Here is an 18,128-nt window from a genome sequence, read left to right on the forward strand (position 1 = left end):
CACATCGAGCTCAGACCCGAATTCGTCCGAATTGACCCAAGTATCCGCATTCTTACCACCGCTCACCGTCGCGGAAGGGAGCGTGTATGACGCAGGCCGAACAGACAAGCCACACGCCGTCGGCTCAGCTGGTGTCGCTGACCATCGACGGTGACAGGATCAGCGTGCCCGAGGGTACTTTGGTGATCCGCGCTGCCGAGCTGCTGGGTATCCAGATTCCGCGATTCTGCGACCATCCGTTGTTGGAGCCGGTCGGGGCGTGCCGGCAATGTCTGGTCGAGGTCGACGGGCAGCGTAAACCGATGGCGTCGTGCACAATCGTCTGCACCCCGGACATGGTGGTGCGTACCCAGCACAGCTCTGAAGCCGCCGACCGGGCGCAGCGGGGTGTGATGGAGCTGCTGCTGATCAACCACCCGTTGGATTGCCCAGTCTGCGACAAAGGCGGTGAGTGTCCACTGCAGAACCAGGCTATTGCCCACGGGCGCACCGAAACCCGGTTCGAAGACGTCAAACGGACCTACCCTAAACCGATCAGCTTGTCGGCCCAGGTGCTGTTGGACCGCGAGCGCTGCGTGCAGTGCGCTCGCTGCACCCGGTTCGCCAGCCAGATCGCCGGAGATCCGTTCATCGATATGCTCGAACGCGGCGCCCGGCAACAGGTAGGCGTTGCCCCCGATGAGGGGCTGCAATCCTATTTCTCCGGCAACACCGTGCAGATCTGCCCGGTGGGGGCGCTGACCGGCACGGCCTATCGGTTCCGGGCCCGGCCGTTCGACCTGATGTCCAGTCCCAGCGTGTGTGAGCACTGTGCGTCCGGATGCGCGCTGCGCACCGACCATCGCCGCGGAAAGGTGCTGCGTCGCCTGGCCGGTGACGATCCAGAGGTCAACGAGGAGTGGAATTGCGACAAGGGTCGCTGGGCGTTCGCCTATCCGACTGTGGGGGATCGGATCACGTCTCCACTGGTACGCGAGGCCGGCGAACTAAGACCCGCGTCTTGGCCGGAAGCGATCGGTGTGGCTGCCGCTGGGTTGTATGCCGCTACGGGGCGTGCAGGGGTGCTGGTGGGCGGCCGGTTGACGACCGAGGACGCGTACGCCTACAGCAAGTTCGCTCGAATAGCACTCAGAAGCAACGATATCGACTTCCGGATCCGGCAACACTCACAGGAAGAGGCTGAGTTCCTGGCCGCACGTGTGGCCGGGAAGGGTATGGAAGTGACCTACGGGGATCTCGAGCGCGCGTCGACCGTCCTGCTCGTAGGCCTCGAACCGGAGGAAGAAGCACCTGCGGTGTTCCTGCGACTGCGTAAAGCCGTTCGAACACACGGCCTTCCGGTTGTTGCCGTGGCGCCCTTCGTCAGCGGGGGGCTGGCAAAATGCAATGGTCGGCTGGTTGCCACCGTGCCCGGCGGAGAGGCCGCGGCGCTCGACGCGTTGACTCCGGACCTGCCCGCCGGTTCCGTCATCCTGGCCGGGGAGCGGCTGGCCGCCAGCCCTGGAGCGTACGTCGCTGTCTCGCGCCTCGCCGACGCCTCGGGGGCTGCACTCGCGTGGGTTCCGCGCCGAGCCGGAGACCGTGGGGCTCTGGATGCCGGATGCGCACCGAACCTCTTGCCCGGCGGTCGTCCGTTGTCGGACAGGCGAGCTCACCAGCAGATCGCCACCGCGTGGGGCGCCGTGAACCTACCCGAAGCCCCGGGGCGTGACACCGCCGCGATCCTCGCGGCGGCCACTTCCGGTGAGCTCGGCGCGTTGCTCGTCGGTGGGGTGGACGTCAACGACCTGCCAAATCCGCGGGCGGGACTGGACGCATTGGACTCCGTGCCGTTCGTGGTGAGCCTGGAAGTCCGGGAAACTGCCGTCACGCAGCGCGCGGATGTCGTGTTCCCGGTATCGCCCGTGGTGGAGAAGGCCGGCTCCTTCCGCAACTGGGAGGGCAGGGTGCGACAGTTCGAGCCGGCGTTGTCCACCGATGCAAACTCGGATCTGCGGGTGCTGCACATTCTGGCTGACCGGATGGGGGTGGAGCTGGGTAGTCCGTCACCCGCGGCGGCCGCAGCCGAGCTGTCCAGACTGGCCACCTGGGTGGGCCGGCGGCCTGACGCCGCGTCGGTGACCGCCCAGCCGTTGCCAGCTCCTCGGCCCGGCCAGGCGGTCATCGCCAGTTGGCGGATGCTGCTCGATGATGGTCGGCTCCAGGACGGAGAGCCAAATCTCGCTGCCACTGCGCCTATTCCGGTCGCACGGTTGTCGGCGAGAACAGCCGCAGAGATCGGCGCTGTCGACGGTGCCCCGGTTTCGGTGCGCACCGCCGACGGTGCTGTCACATTGCCCCTGAAGGTGACGGACATGCCCGACCGGGTGGTGTGGTTGCCCCTGAACTCGCGGGGCTGCGCGGTGCACCGTCAACTCGGGGTGGGCATCGGGGCGGTCGCCGATATCGAATCGGGAGGAGTGCGATGACGTATCCAGATCCCAACGTGTTCGGCCACGACCCCTGGTGGGTGATCCTCGGTAAAGCGTTGGCCATTTTCGTATTCCTTCTTTTCACCGTACTGGTTGCGATTCTGGTCGAACGTAAGGTGTTGGGGCGCATGCAGATGCGATTCGGGCCGAACCGGGTGGGACCGCACGGAATACTGCAGTCCCTGGTCGACGGGGTCAAACTCGCGCTCAAGGAAGGGATGATTCCATCGGGGGCGGACAAACCGATCTATCTGCTGGCTCCCGTGATAGCGGTTGTCCCGGCGTTCATGGCATTCGCGGTGATCCCGATGGGCCCGGTGGTATCCGTGTTCGGTACGCACACCCCGCTGCAGCTGACCGATCTTCCTGTCGCGGTTCTCTACATTCTGGCCGTCACCTCGGTCGGTGTGTACGGAATTGTGCTGGCGGGCTGGGGTTCTGGCTCTACATACCCGCTGTTGGGGGGACTGCGGTCGGCGGCACAGGTGGTGTCCTACGAAATCTCCATGGCTCTGTCGTTCGCCGCGGTGTTCTTGCTCGGGGGCACCATGTCGACCTCGGGCATCGTCGCGGGCCAAGACCGCACCTGGTACGTGGTATTGCTGCTGCCGTCTTTTCTGGCCTACGTGACCGCGATGGTCGGCGAAACCAACCGTGCGCCTTTCGATCTGCCGGAAGCCGAGGGGGAGCTCGTGGGCGGATTCCACACGGAATACAGTTCGCTGAAGTTCGCGATGTTCATGCTCGCCGAGTACGTCAACATGATCACGGTATCGGCGCTCGCCACCACGATGTTCCTGGGCGGCTGGCACGTACCGTGGCCGGGCACCGTCTGGAGTGGCGCCAACGTCGGTTGGTGGCCGTTGCTGTGGTTCGTCGTGAAGCTGTGGCTGTTCATGTTCGCCTTCATCTGGCTGCGCGCCACCCTGCCACGCCTGCGCTATGACCAGTTCATGGCGATCGGCTGGAAGCTGCTGATCCCGGTGTCCCTGGTATGGATAATGGCGGTAGCCGTGCTGAAATCGGTTGATCTGACCGGAAATGTGCCGATGACGCTGTCGGCGGGAGCGCTGTTGGGGGCGGTGTTCCTGATGGTCCGTGCTCGGCGCTCGACGACCGCGTCCGCTGTCAAGCCGGTGGCGGACTCGATCGCGTTCGATCCGTTCGCCGGAGGCTTTCCCGTGCCACCGCTACCCGGCGAGTGGGTCTGTTTTGACCCAACTGACCATGGCGGCGCGGCCGCACCGATCGACGACGGAGAACCGGTCCGCAATCGTGTGGTGCTGACCAGGGGAAGGGGCCGTGATGTCTGAATTCCGTGACGCAATGGCGGGCTTCGGTGTGACGTTCTCTGCGATGTTCAAGAGGCCGGTGACCGAAAAGTATCCGGAGAGTCCGGGGGCGGTGGCATCGCGCTACCACGGTCGTCATCAACTCAACAGGTACGCCGACGGTTTGGAGAAGTGCATCGGATGCGAACTGTGTGCCTGGGCCTGCCCGGCCGATGCGATCTACGTGGAGGGTGCAGACAATTTCGATGATCGGCGCTTCTCCCCGGGCGAGCGGTTCGGCCAGGTGTACCAGATCAACTACCTGCGATGCATCGGCTGCGGGTTGTGCATCGAGGCCTGTCCGACCCGGGCGCTGACGATGACCAACGAGTACGAAATGGCCGACGACAATCGATCGGACCTGATCTACGGCAAGGAACAACTCCTTGCTCCGCTGGGCGAGGGCATGGTGGAAGCTCCGCATGCCATGGTCCCGGGTAGCACGGTCGAGGACTACTACCGCGGGAAGATCACCGGCGCAACGGACGAATCAACACAAAAGGGGTCGGTCTCATGACCAGCACCGCCATGGAGACATCAGTGTTCTGGATCGTCGGCACGGCCGCCATACTCGGGGCCGTCGGTGTGGTGACCACGCGTAAGACCGTGTACTCGGCGATATTCCTGGCCTGCACCATGATCAGCCTTGCGGTGTTGTATGTCGTTGCCGGCGCACCGTTCCTTGGGGTGGTGCAGGTGGTCGTCTACACCGGTGCAGTGTTGATGCTCTTCCTGTTCGTGGTCATGCTCGTCGGCGTCGACTCAGCCGAGATTCCGGGTGAAACCATTCGCGGACAACGGGTCACGGTGATGGCGACGGCGTTGGGGTTCGGCATCTTGTTGATCGCAGGCATCGGGCGGGTGTCCGTCGCCGGATCAGGTCTGGGTGGCCGTGACGATGTGAGCGGACTGGCGGTCTTGATCTTCACCAAGTATCTGTGGTCCTTCGAGCTGACCAGTGCGTTGTTGATCACTGCGGCCCTCGGCGCGATGGTGCTGGCTCATCGCGAGCGGTTTTGTCGCCGCAAGACGCAACGAGAACTCGCTGCCGAACGGTTCAGGCCGGGTGGGCATCCGACGCCGCTACCCGCTCCCGGTGTCTACGCCCGCCATAACGCGGTCGACGTGCCTGCCCGGTTGCCCGATGGTGCGGTGTGCGAGTTGTCGGTCAGCAGAACGCTTGAGCGCCGTGGGGTCGTGCTGAAGCTGCTGGTGGCCGACGCCGAGGAATTCGAGAATGTGTGCGTGGAAGGGCGTGTGCCATGAACCCGGCCAACTATCTGTACCTTTCGGCCTTGCTTTTCACCATCGGTGCCGCAGGGGTGTTGTTGCGGCGCAACGCCCTGGTGATGTTCATGTGCGTCGAGTTGATGCTCAACGCCGCGAATCTGGCGTTCGTCGCGTTCTCCCGGATGCACGGCCAACTCGACGGGCAGGTGGTGGCCTTCTTCACCATGGTGGTCGCGGCCTGTGAAGTGGTGGTGGGGCTGGCGATCATCATCGCGGTCTTCCGTGCCAAGCTCTCGACCAGCATCGACGATGCCAACCTGCTGAGGCATTGAGGCCGCCGCGATGACCATGCTGTGGTTGCTGATCGCGTTGCCCCTGACCGGGGCGGCGGTGTTGTTGTCGGGTGGTAAACGGACAGATGCGTGGGGACACTGGCTGGCCTGTACGACCGCGGTGGCTTCGGGTGTCGTGGGCGTTGTGTGCTTCGCGGACCTGCTCGGTCGGGACGCCGCCGATCGCACCATCCACGAGACACTGTTCGCCTGGGTGCCGGTGGCGCAGTTGAACGTCGATTTCGGACTGCGCCTCGACGCCTTGTCGGTGTGTTTCGTCTTGCTCATCACCGGGGTGGGAACCCTGATCCACGTCTATTCGATCGGTTACATGCGTGAGGACGAGGGTCGACGGCGATTCTTCGGCTATCTCAACTTGTTCCTGGCCGCGATGCTGCTTCTGGTATTGGCCGACAATTATCTCGGGCTTTACTTCGGCTGGGAGGGCGTCGGTCTGGCGTCCTACCTGCTGATCGGGTTCTGGTCGGACAAGCCATCGGCCGCCGCCGCGGCGAAGAAGGCGTTCATCGTCAACCGGGTCGGTGACGTCGGGCTGGCCATTGCGGTGATGATCATGTTCGCGTCAGTCGGATCGATCTCGTACGCAGGGGTGTTCGGTGCCGCCCCGGCGCTGTCTGAAGGCACATTGAACAGCATCGGATTGTTGCTGCTGTTGGCGGCGTGCGGTAAGAGCGCACAGGTGCCGCTGCAGTCGTGGCTGGGCGACGCGATGGAGGGTCCGACTCCGGTGTCGGCACTGATCCACGCGGCCACGATGGTGACGGCAGGGGTGTACCTGATCGTGCGGTCCGGCCCGGTGTTCAACCTGGCGCCCGGAGCACAACTGGCCGTGGTGGTCGTCGGCGCAGTCACGCTGCTATTCGGCGCGATCATCGGATGCGCCAAGGATGACATCAAGAAGGCGCTCGCTGCCTCCACCATGAGCCAGATCGGGTACATGGTCTTGGCAGCCGGGCTGGGTCCGGCAGGGTATGTGGCGGCGATCATGCACCTGCTGGTCCACGGCTTCTTCAAGGCCGGGTTGTTCTTGGGTGCCGGTTCGATCATGCATGCGATGCATGACGACGTCGACATGCGACACTACGGTGGTTTGCGGAAGTGCCTGCCGATCACCTTCGTGACATTCGGCCTCGGTTACCTGGCGATAATCGGTGTGCCGCCGTTTGCCGGCTTCTTCTCCAAGGACGCCATCATCGAAACAGCGTTTGCCGCAGGCGGTGTGCGCGGTTGGCTGCTGGGTGGTACGGCCCTGCTGGGTGCCGGCGTGACCGGTTTCTACATGACCCGGGTGATGCTGATGACGTTTTTCGGTGAAAGGCGTTGGCACACCGAAGTGAATGACGAAAGCGTCGGTCATGCCGGTGAACCGCACGAGGCGCCCTTCGTCATGACTGCGCCCATGATCGTGCTTGCCGTAGGTTCGGTGGTCGGCGGGGCCCTACTCGCCGTCGGCGGAACATTGGCGCGATGGCTGGCGCCGGTGGTGGGCAGCCACGAGGTGCACCGCAACGTCGCGACATCGGTGATGACGGTGATCATTTTGGTCGTGGTGGGGCTCGGGGTCATGATCGCGTATCTGAGGTATGCCGCCCGCCCAGTGAACAGGCATGCCACCGAGTGGGTTTCGGTGCCGACCGTCGCCGCACGCCGTGATCTGTACGGAGATTCGATCAACGAGGCCGTGTTCGTGCGACCTGGAGCGGTGCTGGCTCGTTCACTGGTGGCCCTGGACACCCGGGGGATCGACGGCGTCGTGACGGGGCTTGGTCGGGCGGTCGGGGCCGCCTCGATGCGGATTCGTCTCCTGCAGAACGGATTCGCCCGATCCTATGCGCTCTGTCTTTTCGTCGGCGGGACAGTCATCGTCGCCGCCCTGACCGTGGTGAGGGTGTGGTGAGCGGCTTTCCGTGGCTGAGCGTGTTGTGGGTGACGCCGATCGTCGGGGCAGGTGCGGTGATGGTGCTGCCCGCCCAGGCGCGTCAGCTTGCGAAATGGGTTGCCGTTGTCTCCGCTGTCGTCGCGCTGATGCTGGGCGTGCTGCTGGCGGTTCAGTTCGAGCCGGCGGGAGACGGTTATCAGTTTGTCGAAAGTCACTCGTGGATACCGGCATTCGGTGCCGGCTACATCGTCGGGGTTGACGGCATCGCAGTGACGCTGGTCATCCTGACCGTAGCGGTGGTTCCGGTGCTGATACTGGCGGGCTGGAACGACGGTGGGGATCGGGGCCGGTCGACGCACGCCTATCTCGCCCTGACGCTGGTGCTCGAAGGAATGGTGCTCGCAGCCCTGATCGCTCTGGACGTGCTGCTGTTCTTTGTGTTCTTTGAGGCCATGCTTGTGCCGTTGTACTTTCTGATCGGTGGCTACGGCGGTGCGCATCGAACGGGAGCGGCGTTGAAGTTCTTGCTGTACAACCTGTTCGGTGGGCTCATCATGTTGGTGGCGCTGATCGTGCTCTACCTGGTCACGGCGGAGAACGGCGTGGGCGGCATCGATGGCGGGACTTTCGATTTCCGCGCGGTCGCGGCTGCTGTGGCAAATGGGAGCCTCGTGGTCGATCCGGCGGTGGCCGCCGCCATGTTCCTGGGGTTCATGTTCGCGTTTGCGATCAAAGCGCCGCTGTGGCCGTTTCACAGCTGGCTGCCCGACGCTGCGGTACAGGCCACCCCTGCCACCGCGGTGTTGATGATGGCGGTCGTCGACAAGGTCGGCACCTTCGGCATGTTGCGGTACTGCCTGCAGCTGTTCCCGGACGCCGCGGTGTCCTTCCGCCCGGTGGTTGGCGCGCTGGCGGTCGTCGCGATCCTGTACGGGGCCTTCGTGGCTATCGGACAGAGCGATGTGATGCGGCTGATCGCCTATACATCGGTTTCCCACTTCGGGTTCATCGTGATGGGCATCTTCGTGATGACCAGCGAAGGGCAAGCCGGTTCCACGCTGTACATGGTCAATCACGGTATCGCGACGGCGGCGCTGTTTCTGACCGCCGGATTCTTGGTGTCGCGGCGCGGTACCCGTGCGATTGCCGCTTACGGCGGGGTTCAGAGAGTGGCGCCGGTGCTGGCGGGCACCTTCCTGATTGCCGGTATGGCAACGCTCGCACTACCCGGGCTGGCGCCGTTCATCAGCGAGTTCCTGGTTCTGATCGGGACGTTCACGCGGTATCCGGCGTTCGCTGTGTTGGCCTCGATCGCACTGGTGCTCTCAGCCGTATACATCCTGTGGCTCTATCAGCGGATCATGACCGGACCGACTACCGAAGGCAACGACAAGCTCCGGGATCTGGTTCCCCGTGAAATTGCGGTAGTGACACCACTTTTGCTGTTGCTGATCGGACTGGGCGTCTATCCCAAGCCGGCCTTGGACCTCATCAACCCTGCCGTTGGCCACACCCTGACCACCATCCATCAGCGAGAGCCGGTGCCGACCGCGCCATCCGCAGCCGAAGGAGCGCACCCGTGACGACATCGCTGAGCATGTCGACCCCGAGCATCGAATATGCCTGGTTGTTACCGATGTTGTCGATCTTCGGGGTAGCGGTGGCCGGTGTGGTGGTCGAGGCGTTCCTACCACGACGCCGACGTTATCGAACCCAGCTGGTGTTGTGCGGGGGTGGGCTGGTGTCCGCGCTCATCAGCGTCGTCGCACTGGTCGGCACCCGTGGGATGGCAGTGGCCGGCGCGGTCGCAGTCGACGGTCCGGCCCTGTTCGTGCAAGGCGCGATTTTGGTTGTCGGACTGATGACACTTCTGCTCGTGGCCGAACGGCCCTCCACCGGTGGCTTGGACGGGTTCACCCCGCAGGCCTCGGCGGTTCCCGGCAGTACGGCCCAGCTTGAGGCCACCCGGGCGCGGGCGGTCCAGACCGAGGTTTTTCCACTGACGATGTTCGCCATCGGCGGCATGATGCTTTTCCCCGCCGCCAACGATCTGCTGACGATGTTCGTTGCGCTGGAGGTGTTCTCGCTGCCGCTGTACCTACTGTGCGGACTGGCCCGCCACCGTCGCTTGCTGTCCCAGGAGTCCTCTCTCAAGTACTTTCTGTTGGGCGCGTTTTCGTCCGCGTTCTTCCTGTACGGTGCGGCGATGCTCTATGGATACGCCGGCACGTTGAGTCTGGCCGGGATAGGATCGGCCGTCGCCGCCGGCGCAGGCGACGACTCGCTGGCATGGGTCGCCATGGGTTTGGTGTCGGTCGGACTGCTGTTCAAGGTCGGCGCGGTGCCGTTCCACTCCTGGATTCCTGACGTCTATCAAGGTGCACCCACGCTCATCACCGCGTTCATGGCCGCTGCTACCAAGATTGCGGCGTTTGGTGCGATGCTGCGAATCTTCTACGTTGCGCTACCGGGCCTGCGTGACGGCTGGCGGCCGGTACTGTGGGCAGTGGCGATACTGACCATGGTGGCCGGGGCGGTGTTGATGGTAGCCCAGACCGATGTCAAGCGGATGCTCGCCTACTCCGCAGTTGCCCAGGCTGGTTTCATCCTGATCGGAGTGTGTGCCGCGAACGGGGCAGGCATCTCCTCGACGCTGTTTTACCTTGTAGCGTATGGCTTTGCGACGGTGGGTGCGTTCGCAGTCATCACTCTGGTACGCGCCGTCGGCGGGGAAGAGGACACCGAGTTGACGCGCTGGGTCGGACTGGGCCGGCGATCTCCGCTGATCGGTGGGTTGTTCACGATCTTCTTACTTGCCCTCGCCGGAATCCCGCTCACGAGTGGCTTCATCGCCAAGCTCGCAGTGTTCAAGGCGGCAGGGGAGGGCGGTGCGTTGCCACTCGTCGTTGTCGGTGTGCTCGCAAGTGCCGTCGCGGCTTTTGTCTATCTGCGGGTGATCATCGTGATGTACTCGCCGGCCCTCGATGCGGATGGACCACAAATTCTGACGCCGGGTTCGGTGACGTGCGCAGTGATCGTGGTGGGAGCGGCCGGGACTGTGCTGCTCGGGATCATGCCGCAGCTGCTGCTCGACGTGACCGGCAGTACCGGGATGTTCCTGCTGCGGTGAAACTGCACCAAAACCACACTGGTGGGCGCGCGGGGCGCGCCCACCAGTGGTTTCAGGCAAGACCTAGTGCACTCCAAGTTCGACATTGCGCCGGTCTCGCAAACGCAGCACCATCGGGGTGAATATCAACTGCATTGCGAGGTCCATCTTGCCGCCGGGGCAGACAATGGTGTTCGGCCGCGTCATGAACGAATCGTGCAGCATCGAAAGTAGATACGGGAAGTCGATGCCGTGCGGATCCCGGAAACGGATGATGAGCATCGATTCGTCTGCCGTTGGAATCGACCTGGCGATGAACGGATTAGAGGTGTCCACCACAGGTACCCGCTGAAAGTTTACATCGGTGTTCGAGAACTGTGGGCAGATGTAGTTCAAGTAGTCGGGCATCCGGCGCAGAATGGTGTCGGTGACCGCCTCGGGCGTGTAACCGCGAGTGTTCCTGTCGCGGTGCAGCTTCTGGATCCACTCCAGGTTGATCACGGGCACCACACCGATGCGCAGGTCGGCGTGCACTGCGACGTTGGCCTCCTCGGTGATGATCGCTCCGTGCAAGCCCTCGTAGAACAGCATGTCGGTATCCTCCGGAACCGCTTCCCACGGTGTGAAGGTGCCCGGTTCCTGCCCGTAGGGTTCGGCCTCCTTGGCGTCGTGCAGATAGCGCCGGATCTTGCCGGTGCCCGTTTCACCGTAGCTTTGGAAGAGGTTCTGCAGCTCCGCGAACAAGTTCGCATCGGGACCGAAGTGGCTGTAGCTGTGGTCGCCCCGGGCATGGGCATCGGCGATCGCAGCCTTCATCTCGGCCCGGTCGTAGCGGTGGAAGCTGTCGCCCTCGACGAAGGCCACGTTGATGTGCTCACGCCGAAAGATCTGCTCGAAAGTACGCATCACGGACGTGGTGCCGGCGCCGGACGAGCCGGTGACCGAGATAATCGGATGTAGACGAGACACGGTCTTCTCCTTTCTCAGCCGGCCGCGGACCGGAACAGACCGCGGCGGGCATACAGCGGCGAACCGCCTGGACTGTCGTTGCTTTCACGGTGGTACGTCTCGATCAGTTCCACCTCTTCTCGGTTGCCGAAGATGAAGGGCACCCGCTGGTGGATGTCGTCTGGCAGTACTTCGAGCATGCGGCCACGTCCGCTGCTGGCGGCACCGCCGGCCTGTTCGATCAGGAACGCCATCGGATTGGCTTCGTACATCAGGCGTAGTCGTCCGGGCTTGGCCGGATCCTTCGAATCGCGCGGGTACAGGAAAACGCCACCACGACTGAGGATTCGGTGCGTCTCTGCCACCAGTGAGGCGACCCAGCGCATGTTGAAATCCCGCCCGCGCGGCCCGGATTTTCCTGCCAGGCATTCGTCGATGTAGCGCTGCACGGCAGGCTCCCAGAATCGGCGATTCGATGCGTTGATCGCGAATTCCTGTGCCACAGAGGGAACTCGGATGAACTGACGCGTCAACATGAACTCGCCGAGTCTGGGATCGAGGGTGAAGGCATGTACTCCCGTACCCACTGACAGCACCAGCATGGTCGACGGTCCGTATAGCGCGTAGCCGGCGCAAACCTGCTCGGTTCCCGGCTGGAGAAAGTCCTCGGGGCTGGGGTCGGTGCCTGGGTGCGGCGCCCGCAGAATCGAAAAGATGCTTCCCACAGACACATTGATGTCGATATTGGAGGAGCCGTCGAGGGGGTCGAAGACCAACAGGTATTTGCCGCGCGGATACTCGCCGGGCAGCAGGTACGGGTGCTGCAACTCCTCGGACACCATTCCGGCGACCTGGCCGCCCCACTCCGTCGCACGCAAGAAGTAGTCGTTGGCCAGCACATCGAGGTTCTGCTGGACCTCGCCCTGCACGTTGACCGCGCCGGCCGAACCCAGGGCGCCTCCGAGTTCGCCGAGCGCAACCCGGTTGGAGATTGCCTTACAGGCAAGCGCCACACTCAAGATGAGACCGTTGAGGTCTCCGCTGGCGCCGGCATGGCCCCGTCGTTCGTCGATCAGGAACTGAACCAGCGTCGTGTGGTTGGCGAGCATGACGATTCCTTGCGTGTCGTGGGGTCATCGTGTCGGTCACAGACGGCGACCGGGGACTTTTTGATGCTCCCGGGGGTACTGGTCGACATCCATCCCCCAGATGGGTGGGGCGAGTGGGGGAATCGGATCATGAGTATTTCGTTGTAGCGCAGCATGACTTAGCCTCGGGTGCCATGAGCGCATCGGCGGCGGTACTGGTCTACAGCGACAACGCTGCCACCCGCCGCCAAGTCATCACGGCGTTGGGACCGTGTCCGCACCCTGACCTTGTGAGAGTCGAATACCTCGAAGCGGCAACGCCTGCGGCGGCGATCGCACTGCTCGAGGCGGTCGATCTACGGCTCGCGGTACTCGACGGTGAAGCAACTCCGGCGGGCGGGATGGGTATCGCCAAACAGGTCCGCGATGAATTCGACTGGTGCCCGCCGATCCTGCTTCTCACTGGCAGGCCCGATGACATGTGGTTGGCTCGCTGGTCGCGCGCCGACGCCGTGGTGCCGCACCCGGTCGACCCGTGGCGATTGGTGGCGGCCGTGAACCGGGTGCTGGGTGTTGAACTGAACGCCGCATCATCGAACCGGAAAGCTCGATAGACGCTTGACGGTCCCGCAGGCAGCATGTGTTGTCGTACGTGCTCGATGAATTGAAAGACACTTCACGGCAACCTATTTTGTGAACTTCTTGGTGTACACCGACAGGAGGAGAAACACGTGACCATCCGGGTAGGCGTTAACGGCTTCGGCCGCATCGGGCGCAACTTCTACCGCGCCCTGGCAACTCAGAAGGCCGAGGGCAAGAACACCGACATCGAGATCGTGGCCGTCAACGACCTCACCGACAACGCCACCCTGGCCCACCTGCTGAAGTTCGACTCGATCCTGGGCCGCCTGCCCCAGGATGTCAGCCTGGAGGGTGACGACACGATCGTCATCGGCGACATCAAGATCAAGGCTTTGGAGGTCCGCGAGGGGCCAGGGGCCCTTCCTTGGAATGACCTGGGTGTCGACGTCGTCGTCGAGTCGACCGGCATCTTCACCAACGCCGCCAAGGCCAAGGGCCACCTCGACGCGGGCGCCAAGAAGGTCATCATCTCCGCGCCTGCCACCGATGAGGACATCACCATCGTGCTGGGCGTCAACGAAGACAAGTACGACGGCAGCCAGAACATCATCTCGAACGCGTCGTGCACCACCAACTGCCTCGGCCCGCTGGCCAAGGTGCTCAACGACGAGTTCGGCATCGTCAAGGGCCTGATGACCACCATCCACGCCTACACGCAGGATCAGAATCTGCAGGACGGCCCGCACAAGGATCTGCGCCGTGCCCGCGCGGCCGCGCTCAACATCGTGCCGACGTCGACCGGTGCCGCCAAGGCCATCGGCCTGGTGCTGCCCGAGCTCAAGGGCAAGCTGGACGGCTACGCCCTGCGCGTGCCGATCCCCACGGGTTCGGTCACCGACCTGACCGCCGAGTTGACCAAGTCGGCCACGGTCGCCGAGATCAACGCCGCGTTCCAGGCCGCCGCCGAGGGCCCGCTCAAGGGCATCCTGAAGTACTACGACGCGCCGATCGTGTCGAGCGACATCGTGACCGACCCGCACAGCTCGCTGTTCGACTCGGGGCTGACCAAGGTCATCGACAATCAGGCCAAGGTCGTCTCCTGGTACGACAACGAGTGGGGCTACTCCAACCGCCTCGCCGATCTGGTCGCGCTCGTCGGCAAGTCGCTCTAGCCCTCATGGCTGTCGCGACCCTTTCCGACCTGATGGCAGAGCGCGGCTTTTCACCGGTGCAGGGGCGTGGCTGGAATACCTTGACTGACATCGGGATAACCGCCTCGGGAGCGGGGTGACTCAAACCCTCGGCGCTACGAGGCCGGGGATCCGATGGTGGTACCGGAATGCCTTTCCTGCCAATGGCGTTCGATCTCGATTACCCGATGGTGTTCGACCACCAGCCAGGCAATTCCGCCCGAGATCGCAAGCAGCCCGACGGTCCCGGTCGTCAAGATCCATTCGTGCCGACGGTAGGCGGCCGCTGCGACGCTTCCGACCAAAGAGATGGCGCCCAACAAGATTGAGATCAGCCCTGGCCAGCTGTACATGTCGACGAACTGCTCACCGGCGTGCTTGTTGTGAGTACGGAAATGGTCAATCGGATCGTGGGTGTTTCCCATCATTCCACCTCCTCGGGCTTCGATATCGCCAGAGTGGATGCGTGGGGATTGGTGCGCCATCCCCCACCTAGTGTCCTGCGCCGTAAATTAGTTGATTAATTGTAGAATTGGCGGGTGGGAACCAGGGGTAGGCCGGTAGTCGAGTTGGTGTTGACCGACGACGAACGTGAGACGTTGCAGCGGTGGGCCCGTCGATCGAAGTCCTCGCAGGCGTTGGCCCAACGTTGTCGGATCGTGTTGGGTTGCGCGGCAGGGAAATCCAACAAGGAAGTCGCCGCTGATGAAGGTGTGTGGCCGCAAACGGTCGGCAAATGGCGTGGACGGTTCCTGGAGGCGCGACTGGAGGGTCTGGCCGATGAGCCGCGTCCTGGTGCGCCGCGCAAGATCACCGACGAGGCGGTCGAGCAGCTGATCGTGGCCACGTTGGAGCGTCAACCCAAAGGCGCCACGCACTGGTCGCGGTCTTCGATGGCGGCTGAGACCGGGTTGTCGAAGTCAACGGTCGGACGGATCTGGAAGTCGTTCGGCCTCAAGCCGCATCAGGTGGACACCTTCAAGATCAGCAACGACCCGCAGTTCGTCGACAAGGTCCGTGACGTCGTGGGGTTGTATCTGGACCCGCCGGAGAAGGCACTGGTGCTCTGCGTCGATGAAAATCGCAGATCCAGGCCTTGATCGCAGCGCGCCGGTCCTGCCGATGATGCCCGGCATGCCCGAGCGCCGCACCCATGACTACGTGCGGCACGGAATCACCACCTTGTTCGCCGCCCTGGATGTGGCCACCGGCGAGGTCTACGGCTCGATTCACCGCCGGCACCGCGCGATCGAGTTCAAGAAGTTCTTGACCAAGTTGGACAACACCGTGCCCGCTGACCTGGACGTCCATCTGATCTGCGACAACTACTCGACGCACAAATCGCCGACAGTAACCAAATGGCTTGCCGCCCATCCCCGATTCCACATGCACTTCACCCCGACCTACTCGTCGTGGCTCAACCAGGTCGAGCGGTGGTTCGGGTTACTCACCGACCAGAAACTGCGCCGCGGCGTTCACCGCTCAATTCAGGCCCTCGAGAAGGACATTCGCGAGTGGATCGCAGACTGGAACGACAACCCCCGCCCGTTCAACTGGACCAAGACCGCCGACGAGATCTTCGAACGACTCGGTTCATATCTTCAACGAATTCCCGGCGCAGGACACTAGGTGGAGAACGGAGGGATACCCTCGTCATCTCCAATGCGTCGAGGACGTGGAGCCGGCGAGAACAGTCAAGCGAAACGTGCAGCGTTGACTACGAATCCTCAATGGACAGGCCCGGTTCCGGCTGGGAGTATTCGAGACGTTCCGAGAGTCTGACGACTGCCGTTGCTCTGATGCTTGGGGCGAACGGAGCCCGCGGGATCATTACCGTGTTAGTTCAGCGCTTCCCGCTGATGTGCCAACTCGACATGGGTCATTTCTTGCGACAGATCTGGGGGTGAGCAGTGCGACATGTCGAGCGTTTGGCAGGCGAACACGCGTGCCGACGACGGCAACATCCGGCGCGGTTCGCCACCGATAGGCCGATAAACCAACTGGCGGCTGACTGCTGCGAAACGTACGCCGACAAGACGCTAGAGCGCATGGAGTTGACCGCACCAGACGCTGAGACGTCCTACCAGCGTCACGCCCAGCGCATGACTGTCGACGGTATACCCATTGAGGTCGTTGGCATTGGTCCGATACGTGGCCCGGCAGTCGTGATGCTCACCTCCTCGCGTTCGCGCGGTGTAGTCGACCGGGTGTGTGAGCGACTTCAGGTGGCTGCCTTGCACCCCCTCGTCGTTATCGTTGACCAGCGAATTGCCCCCGAAACTGTGATGCGACTGCTCGCCACGGTGGGTCTACAGACTGCCGTGCTGGTCGGTGACCGAACGGGAGGGCAGCTGGCTTGGCAGTTGGCCGCCGCGCATCCGGGCAGGTTCACCGGCTTGGTCGTCATCGATGCCGGGCACCCGGGTGTGGCCGACGTATCTGGTGTCATCAGTGATAGCACCTGTCCTGCAGTGAGATTGAATACGACTGCGATTGTGAGCACTTCGTGCGCCAGGGCGGTTGCCCGGGCAAGTCAACGGCTGGTCTATGGTGACTTCCGGCTCGCGGAAACGTGCTCGCCGCGCCCCACCTTGCTCTCGGTCGCGCAAGTGTCCAGCGAGATCGTTCTTCGGACAATCGGCTGGTGACGGCCATCCGTGAATCACCGTGTGATCGCCCGTGTGTGGGCGCGTACCAAGGGGCCAATGATCCTGGTGTGCATGCATCGACCAAGCCACCGGTCGGTGGGCGACACTGCCAGGTGGACCGCTGTGTTCACCCCCGGGTTCATACTGATAGGTGAGTCGAGGATCCGTTCCGGTTGCATATCGTCTGGCGGTGGGCCAAACCTCGGCAAGCCGAACCTCTGTGCCTCCCGAGCCGCTCATCGCGCGCTACCGGGGGCTGATCTGCGACCTCGACGGTGTGGTGTATCGCGGCGCGTCCGCGGTACCCGGGTCTGTGGAGACGCTGAATCATCTGATCGCGGACGACACCGGTGTCGTGTTCGCGACCAACAACGCGTCCCGCCCGCCTGACGCCGTCGGTGAGCACCTGCGGGAGCTGGGCCTCGCGCGGCGGGGCTGGTCGGTGGTGACCAGCTCGCAGGCGGCCGCGGCCTACCTGGCTGACCGGCTGCCCACGCGGACGCCGGTGTTCGCGGTCGGTGGCCCGGGAGTCGCGCAGGCGCTCGCCGAGGTCGGGCTGGTCCCGGTCGGGGTGCGCGAGCTGGCCGAAACTCACGTCACGGCAGTGGTTCAGGGTCTGGGGGTGGACGTCAGCTGGCGCGAGCTTGCGGAGGTCGCCCATCTCGCCGAGGCGGGTGCCACCTGGGTGGCCACCAATCTCGACTTGATGCTCCCAACCGCGCGTGGACCCGTACCGGGCAACGGAGCGCTCGTCGCAGCCGTGCAGACCGCCACGACGGTGACACCGCATGTTGTCGGTAAACCGGGCGCGGCCCTGCTCGATCTGGCACGTCGTCAGCTCGGTACCGACTGTGCACAAACCGTGGTGTGCGGTGACCGGCTGGACACCGACATCGCCGGCGCCAACGCGGCCGGGGTCGATTCGCTGTTCGTCCTGAGCGGTGCGTCGCGGCTGCGTGATCTCGTGTTGGCGCCGCCGGTCGCACGGCCAACCTATGTCGCCGCCGATCTGACGGGTCTGCTCGAACCGGCGATCCGGCTTGAGCCGGTACCGGACGACCTCGTCGAGTACGCGCCCGACGGTGTTCCGCACCTCCACGGAGACGCCGACCGGGCCAGGTTGCTGCGGTCGGTGGTGACGACGGCGTGGGCCGCTGCCGACGCGGGGCGGGTGGTGTGCGGTGATGCGCAGCTGTGGCTGCGACTTGAGGAGCGTCTGGGCCTGGTGCCGGTGCAGGCCTGATGCTGGGCCCGTCCAGCGCGTTGAGGATCAGCGGGAGCCGAGCCCGCGTCACCCGC

15 protein-coding genes and 1 pseudogene are annotated in these 18,128 nt (G+C 63.8%); 13 read left to right on the forward strand and 3 right to left on the reverse strand.

Features of this window, described 5'->3' with window-relative positions; translation table 11 throughout:
- Window positions 1–86: 86 nt before the first annotated feature.
- From G6N67_RS18045 to nuoN, 8 genes are read left to right on the forward strand one after another with little or no spacing between them, the layout of a single operon-like run.
- A complete protein-coding gene (locus G6N67_RS18045) occupies window positions 87–2,468 on the forward strand; it encodes an NADH-quinone oxidoreductase subunit G (protein WP_036429782.1) in 2,382 nt (793 codons plus the stop codon).
- Window positions 2,465–3,784: an NADH-quinone oxidoreductase subunit NuoH gene (gene nuoH, locus G6N67_RS18050; RefSeq protein WP_081812436.1), complete on the forward strand. Its 1,320-nt coding sequence runs from the start codon at window positions 2,465–2,467 to the stop codon at window positions 3,782–3,784. Before G6N67_RS18045 ends, nuoH begins: the two co-directional genes overlap by 4 nt.
- The gene (nuoI, locus tag G6N67_RS18055) at window positions 3,777–4,319 is read left to right on the forward strand and encodes an NADH-quinone oxidoreductase subunit NuoI (protein WP_036429780.1); all 543 of its coding nucleotides are present in this window, start codon (window positions 3,777–3,779) and stop codon (window positions 4,317–4,319) included. Before nuoH ends, nuoI begins: the two co-directional genes overlap by 8 nt.
- Window positions 4,316–5,068: an NADH-quinone oxidoreductase subunit J gene (locus G6N67_RS18060; RefSeq protein ID WP_110798351.1), complete on the forward strand. Its 753-nt coding sequence runs from the start codon at window positions 4,316–4,318 to the stop codon at window positions 5,066–5,068. The genes nuoI and G6N67_RS18060 overlap by 4 nt, the downstream gene beginning before the upstream one ends.
- Window positions 5,065–5,364, forward strand: a complete 300-nt coding sequence (nuoK, locus tag G6N67_RS18065; protein WP_036429779.1) for an NADH-quinone oxidoreductase subunit NuoK — start codon at window positions 5,065–5,067, stop codon at window positions 5,362–5,364. The genes G6N67_RS18060 and nuoK overlap by 4 nt, the downstream gene beginning before the upstream one ends.
- A 10-nt stretch (window positions 5,365–5,374) precedes the next feature.
- Entirely contained in the window at window positions 5,375–7,282 is a 1,908-nt protein-coding gene (gene nuoL / locus G6N67_RS18070) for an NADH-quinone oxidoreductase subunit L (RefSeq protein ID WP_036429777.1), read from the forward strand.
- Complete coding sequence (locus G6N67_RS18075; RefSeq protein WP_036429776.1) at window positions 7,276–8,847, forward strand: NADH-quinone oxidoreductase subunit M; 1,572 nt, start codon at window positions 7,276–7,278, stop codon at window positions 8,845–8,847. Before nuoL ends, G6N67_RS18075 begins: the two co-directional genes overlap by 7 nt.
- Window positions 8,848–8,861: 14 nt before the next feature.
- Window positions 8,862–10,394: an NADH-quinone oxidoreductase subunit NuoN gene (nuoN, locus tag G6N67_RS18080; protein ID WP_051578877.1), complete on the forward strand. Its 1,533-nt coding sequence runs from the start codon at window positions 8,862–8,864 to the stop codon at window positions 10,392–10,394.
- Between the two features lie 63 nt (window positions 10,395–10,457).
- Here the strand turns inward: nuoN and G6N67_RS18085 are convergent, their stop codons facing one another.
- Entirely contained in the window at window positions 10,458–11,342 is an 885-nt protein-coding gene (locus G6N67_RS18085; protein WP_036429774.1) for a phosphoribulokinase, read from the reverse strand.
- A gap of 14 nt (window positions 11,343–11,356) precedes the next feature.
- A complete protein-coding gene (locus G6N67_RS18090; RefSeq protein WP_036429773.1) occupies window positions 11,357–12,430 on the reverse strand; it encodes a class 1 fructose-bisphosphatase in 1,074 nt (357 codons plus the stop codon).
- Window positions 12,431–12,603: 173 nt separating this feature from the next.
- Between G6N67_RS18090 and G6N67_RS18095 the strand changes: the two genes are divergently transcribed.
- Together G6N67_RS18095 and gap are read left to right on the forward strand one after the other, a co-directional pair.
- A complete protein-coding gene (locus tag G6N67_RS18095) occupies window positions 12,604–13,023 on the forward strand; it encodes a response regulator (protein ID WP_036429772.1) in 420 nt (139 codons plus the stop codon).
- Between the two features lie 117 nt (window positions 13,024–13,140).
- Window positions 13,141–14,163, forward strand: a complete 1,023-nt coding sequence (gap, locus tag G6N67_RS18100) for a type I glyceraldehyde-3-phosphate dehydrogenase (RefSeq protein ID WP_163642226.1) — start codon at window positions 13,141–13,143, stop codon at window positions 14,161–14,163.
- Window positions 14,164–14,297: 134 nt separating this feature from the next.
- Here the strand turns inward: gap and usfY are convergent, their stop codons facing one another.
- Window positions 14,298–14,609 (reverse strand): protein UsfY, encoded by a 312-nt coding sequence (usfY, locus tag G6N67_RS18105; RefSeq protein WP_036429770.1) that lies wholly within the window; start codon window positions 14,607–14,609, stop codon window positions 14,298–14,300.
- 111 nt (window positions 14,610–14,720) lie between these two features.
- Between usfY and G6N67_RS18110 the strand changes: the two are divergent.
- The 3 genes and pseudogenes from G6N67_RS18110 (at window position 14,721) to G6N67_RS18120 (ending at window position 18,072) form a co-directional block, all read left to right on the forward strand.
- Window positions 14,721–15,810, forward strand: a pseudogene (locus tag G6N67_RS18110) (IS630 family transposase).
- Window positions 15,811–16,229: 419 nt separating this feature from the next.
- Entirely contained in the window at window positions 16,230–16,829 is a 600-nt protein-coding gene (locus tag G6N67_RS18115) for an alpha/beta fold hydrolase (RefSeq protein ID WP_229480497.1), read from the forward strand.
- 190 nt (window positions 16,830–17,019) lie between these two features.
- Window positions 17,020–18,072, forward strand: coding sequence for an HAD-IIA family hydrolase (locus G6N67_RS18120; RefSeq protein WP_051578517.1), 1,053 nt, complete (start codon window positions 17,020–17,022; stop codon window positions 18,070–18,072).
- Window positions 18,073–18,128: the final 56 nt, after the last annotated feature.

Origin of the sequence: Mycolicibacterium mageritense, assembly GCF_010727475.1 — a bacterium.
GTDB lineage: Bacteria > Actinomycetota > Actinomycetes > Mycobacteriales > Mycobacteriaceae > Mycobacterium > Mycobacterium mageritense.

Excerpts from the sequence above, each read along its gene's own strand:
- G6N67_RS18045 (WP_036429782.1), top strand. The coding sequence starts at position 87 with ATGACGCAGGCCGAACAGACAAGCCACACGCCGTCGGCTCAGCTGGTG.
- nuoH (WP_081812436.1), top strand. The coding sequence starts at position 2,465 with ATGACGTATCCAGATCCCAACGTGTTCGGCCACGACCCCTGGTGGGTG.
- nuoI (WP_036429780.1), top strand. The coding sequence starts at position 3,777 with ATGTCTGAATTCCGTGACGCAATGGCGGGCTTCGGTGTGACGTTCTCT.
- G6N67_RS18060 (WP_110798351.1), top strand. The coding sequence starts at position 4,316 with ATGACCAGCACCGCCATGGAGACATCAGTGTTCTGGATCGTCGGCACG.
- nuoK (WP_036429779.1), top strand. The coding sequence starts at position 5,065 with ATGAACCCGGCCAACTATCTGTACCTTTCGGCCTTGCTTTTCACCATC.
- nuoL (WP_036429777.1), top strand. The coding sequence starts at position 5,375 with ATGACCATGCTGTGGTTGCTGATCGCGTTGCCCCTGACCGGGGCGGCG.
- nuoN (WP_051578877.1), top strand. The coding sequence starts at position 8,862 with ATGTCGACCCCGAGCATCGAATATGCCTGGTTGTTACCGATGTTGTCG.
- G6N67_RS18090 (WP_036429773.1), bottom strand. The coding sequence starts at position 12,430 with ATGCTCGCCAACCACACGACGCTGGTTCAGTTCCTGATCGACGAACGA.
- G6N67_RS18095 (WP_036429772.1), top strand. The coding sequence starts at position 12,604 with ATGAGCGCATCGGCGGCGGTACTGGTCTACAGCGACAACGCTGCCACC.
- usfY (WP_036429770.1), bottom strand. The coding sequence starts at position 14,609 with ATGATGGGAAACACCCACGATCCGATTGACCATTTCCGTACTCACAAC.
- G6N67_RS18115 (WP_229480497.1), top strand. The coding sequence starts at position 16,230 with ATGGAGTTGACCGCACCAGACGCTGAGACGTCCTACCAGCGTCACGCC.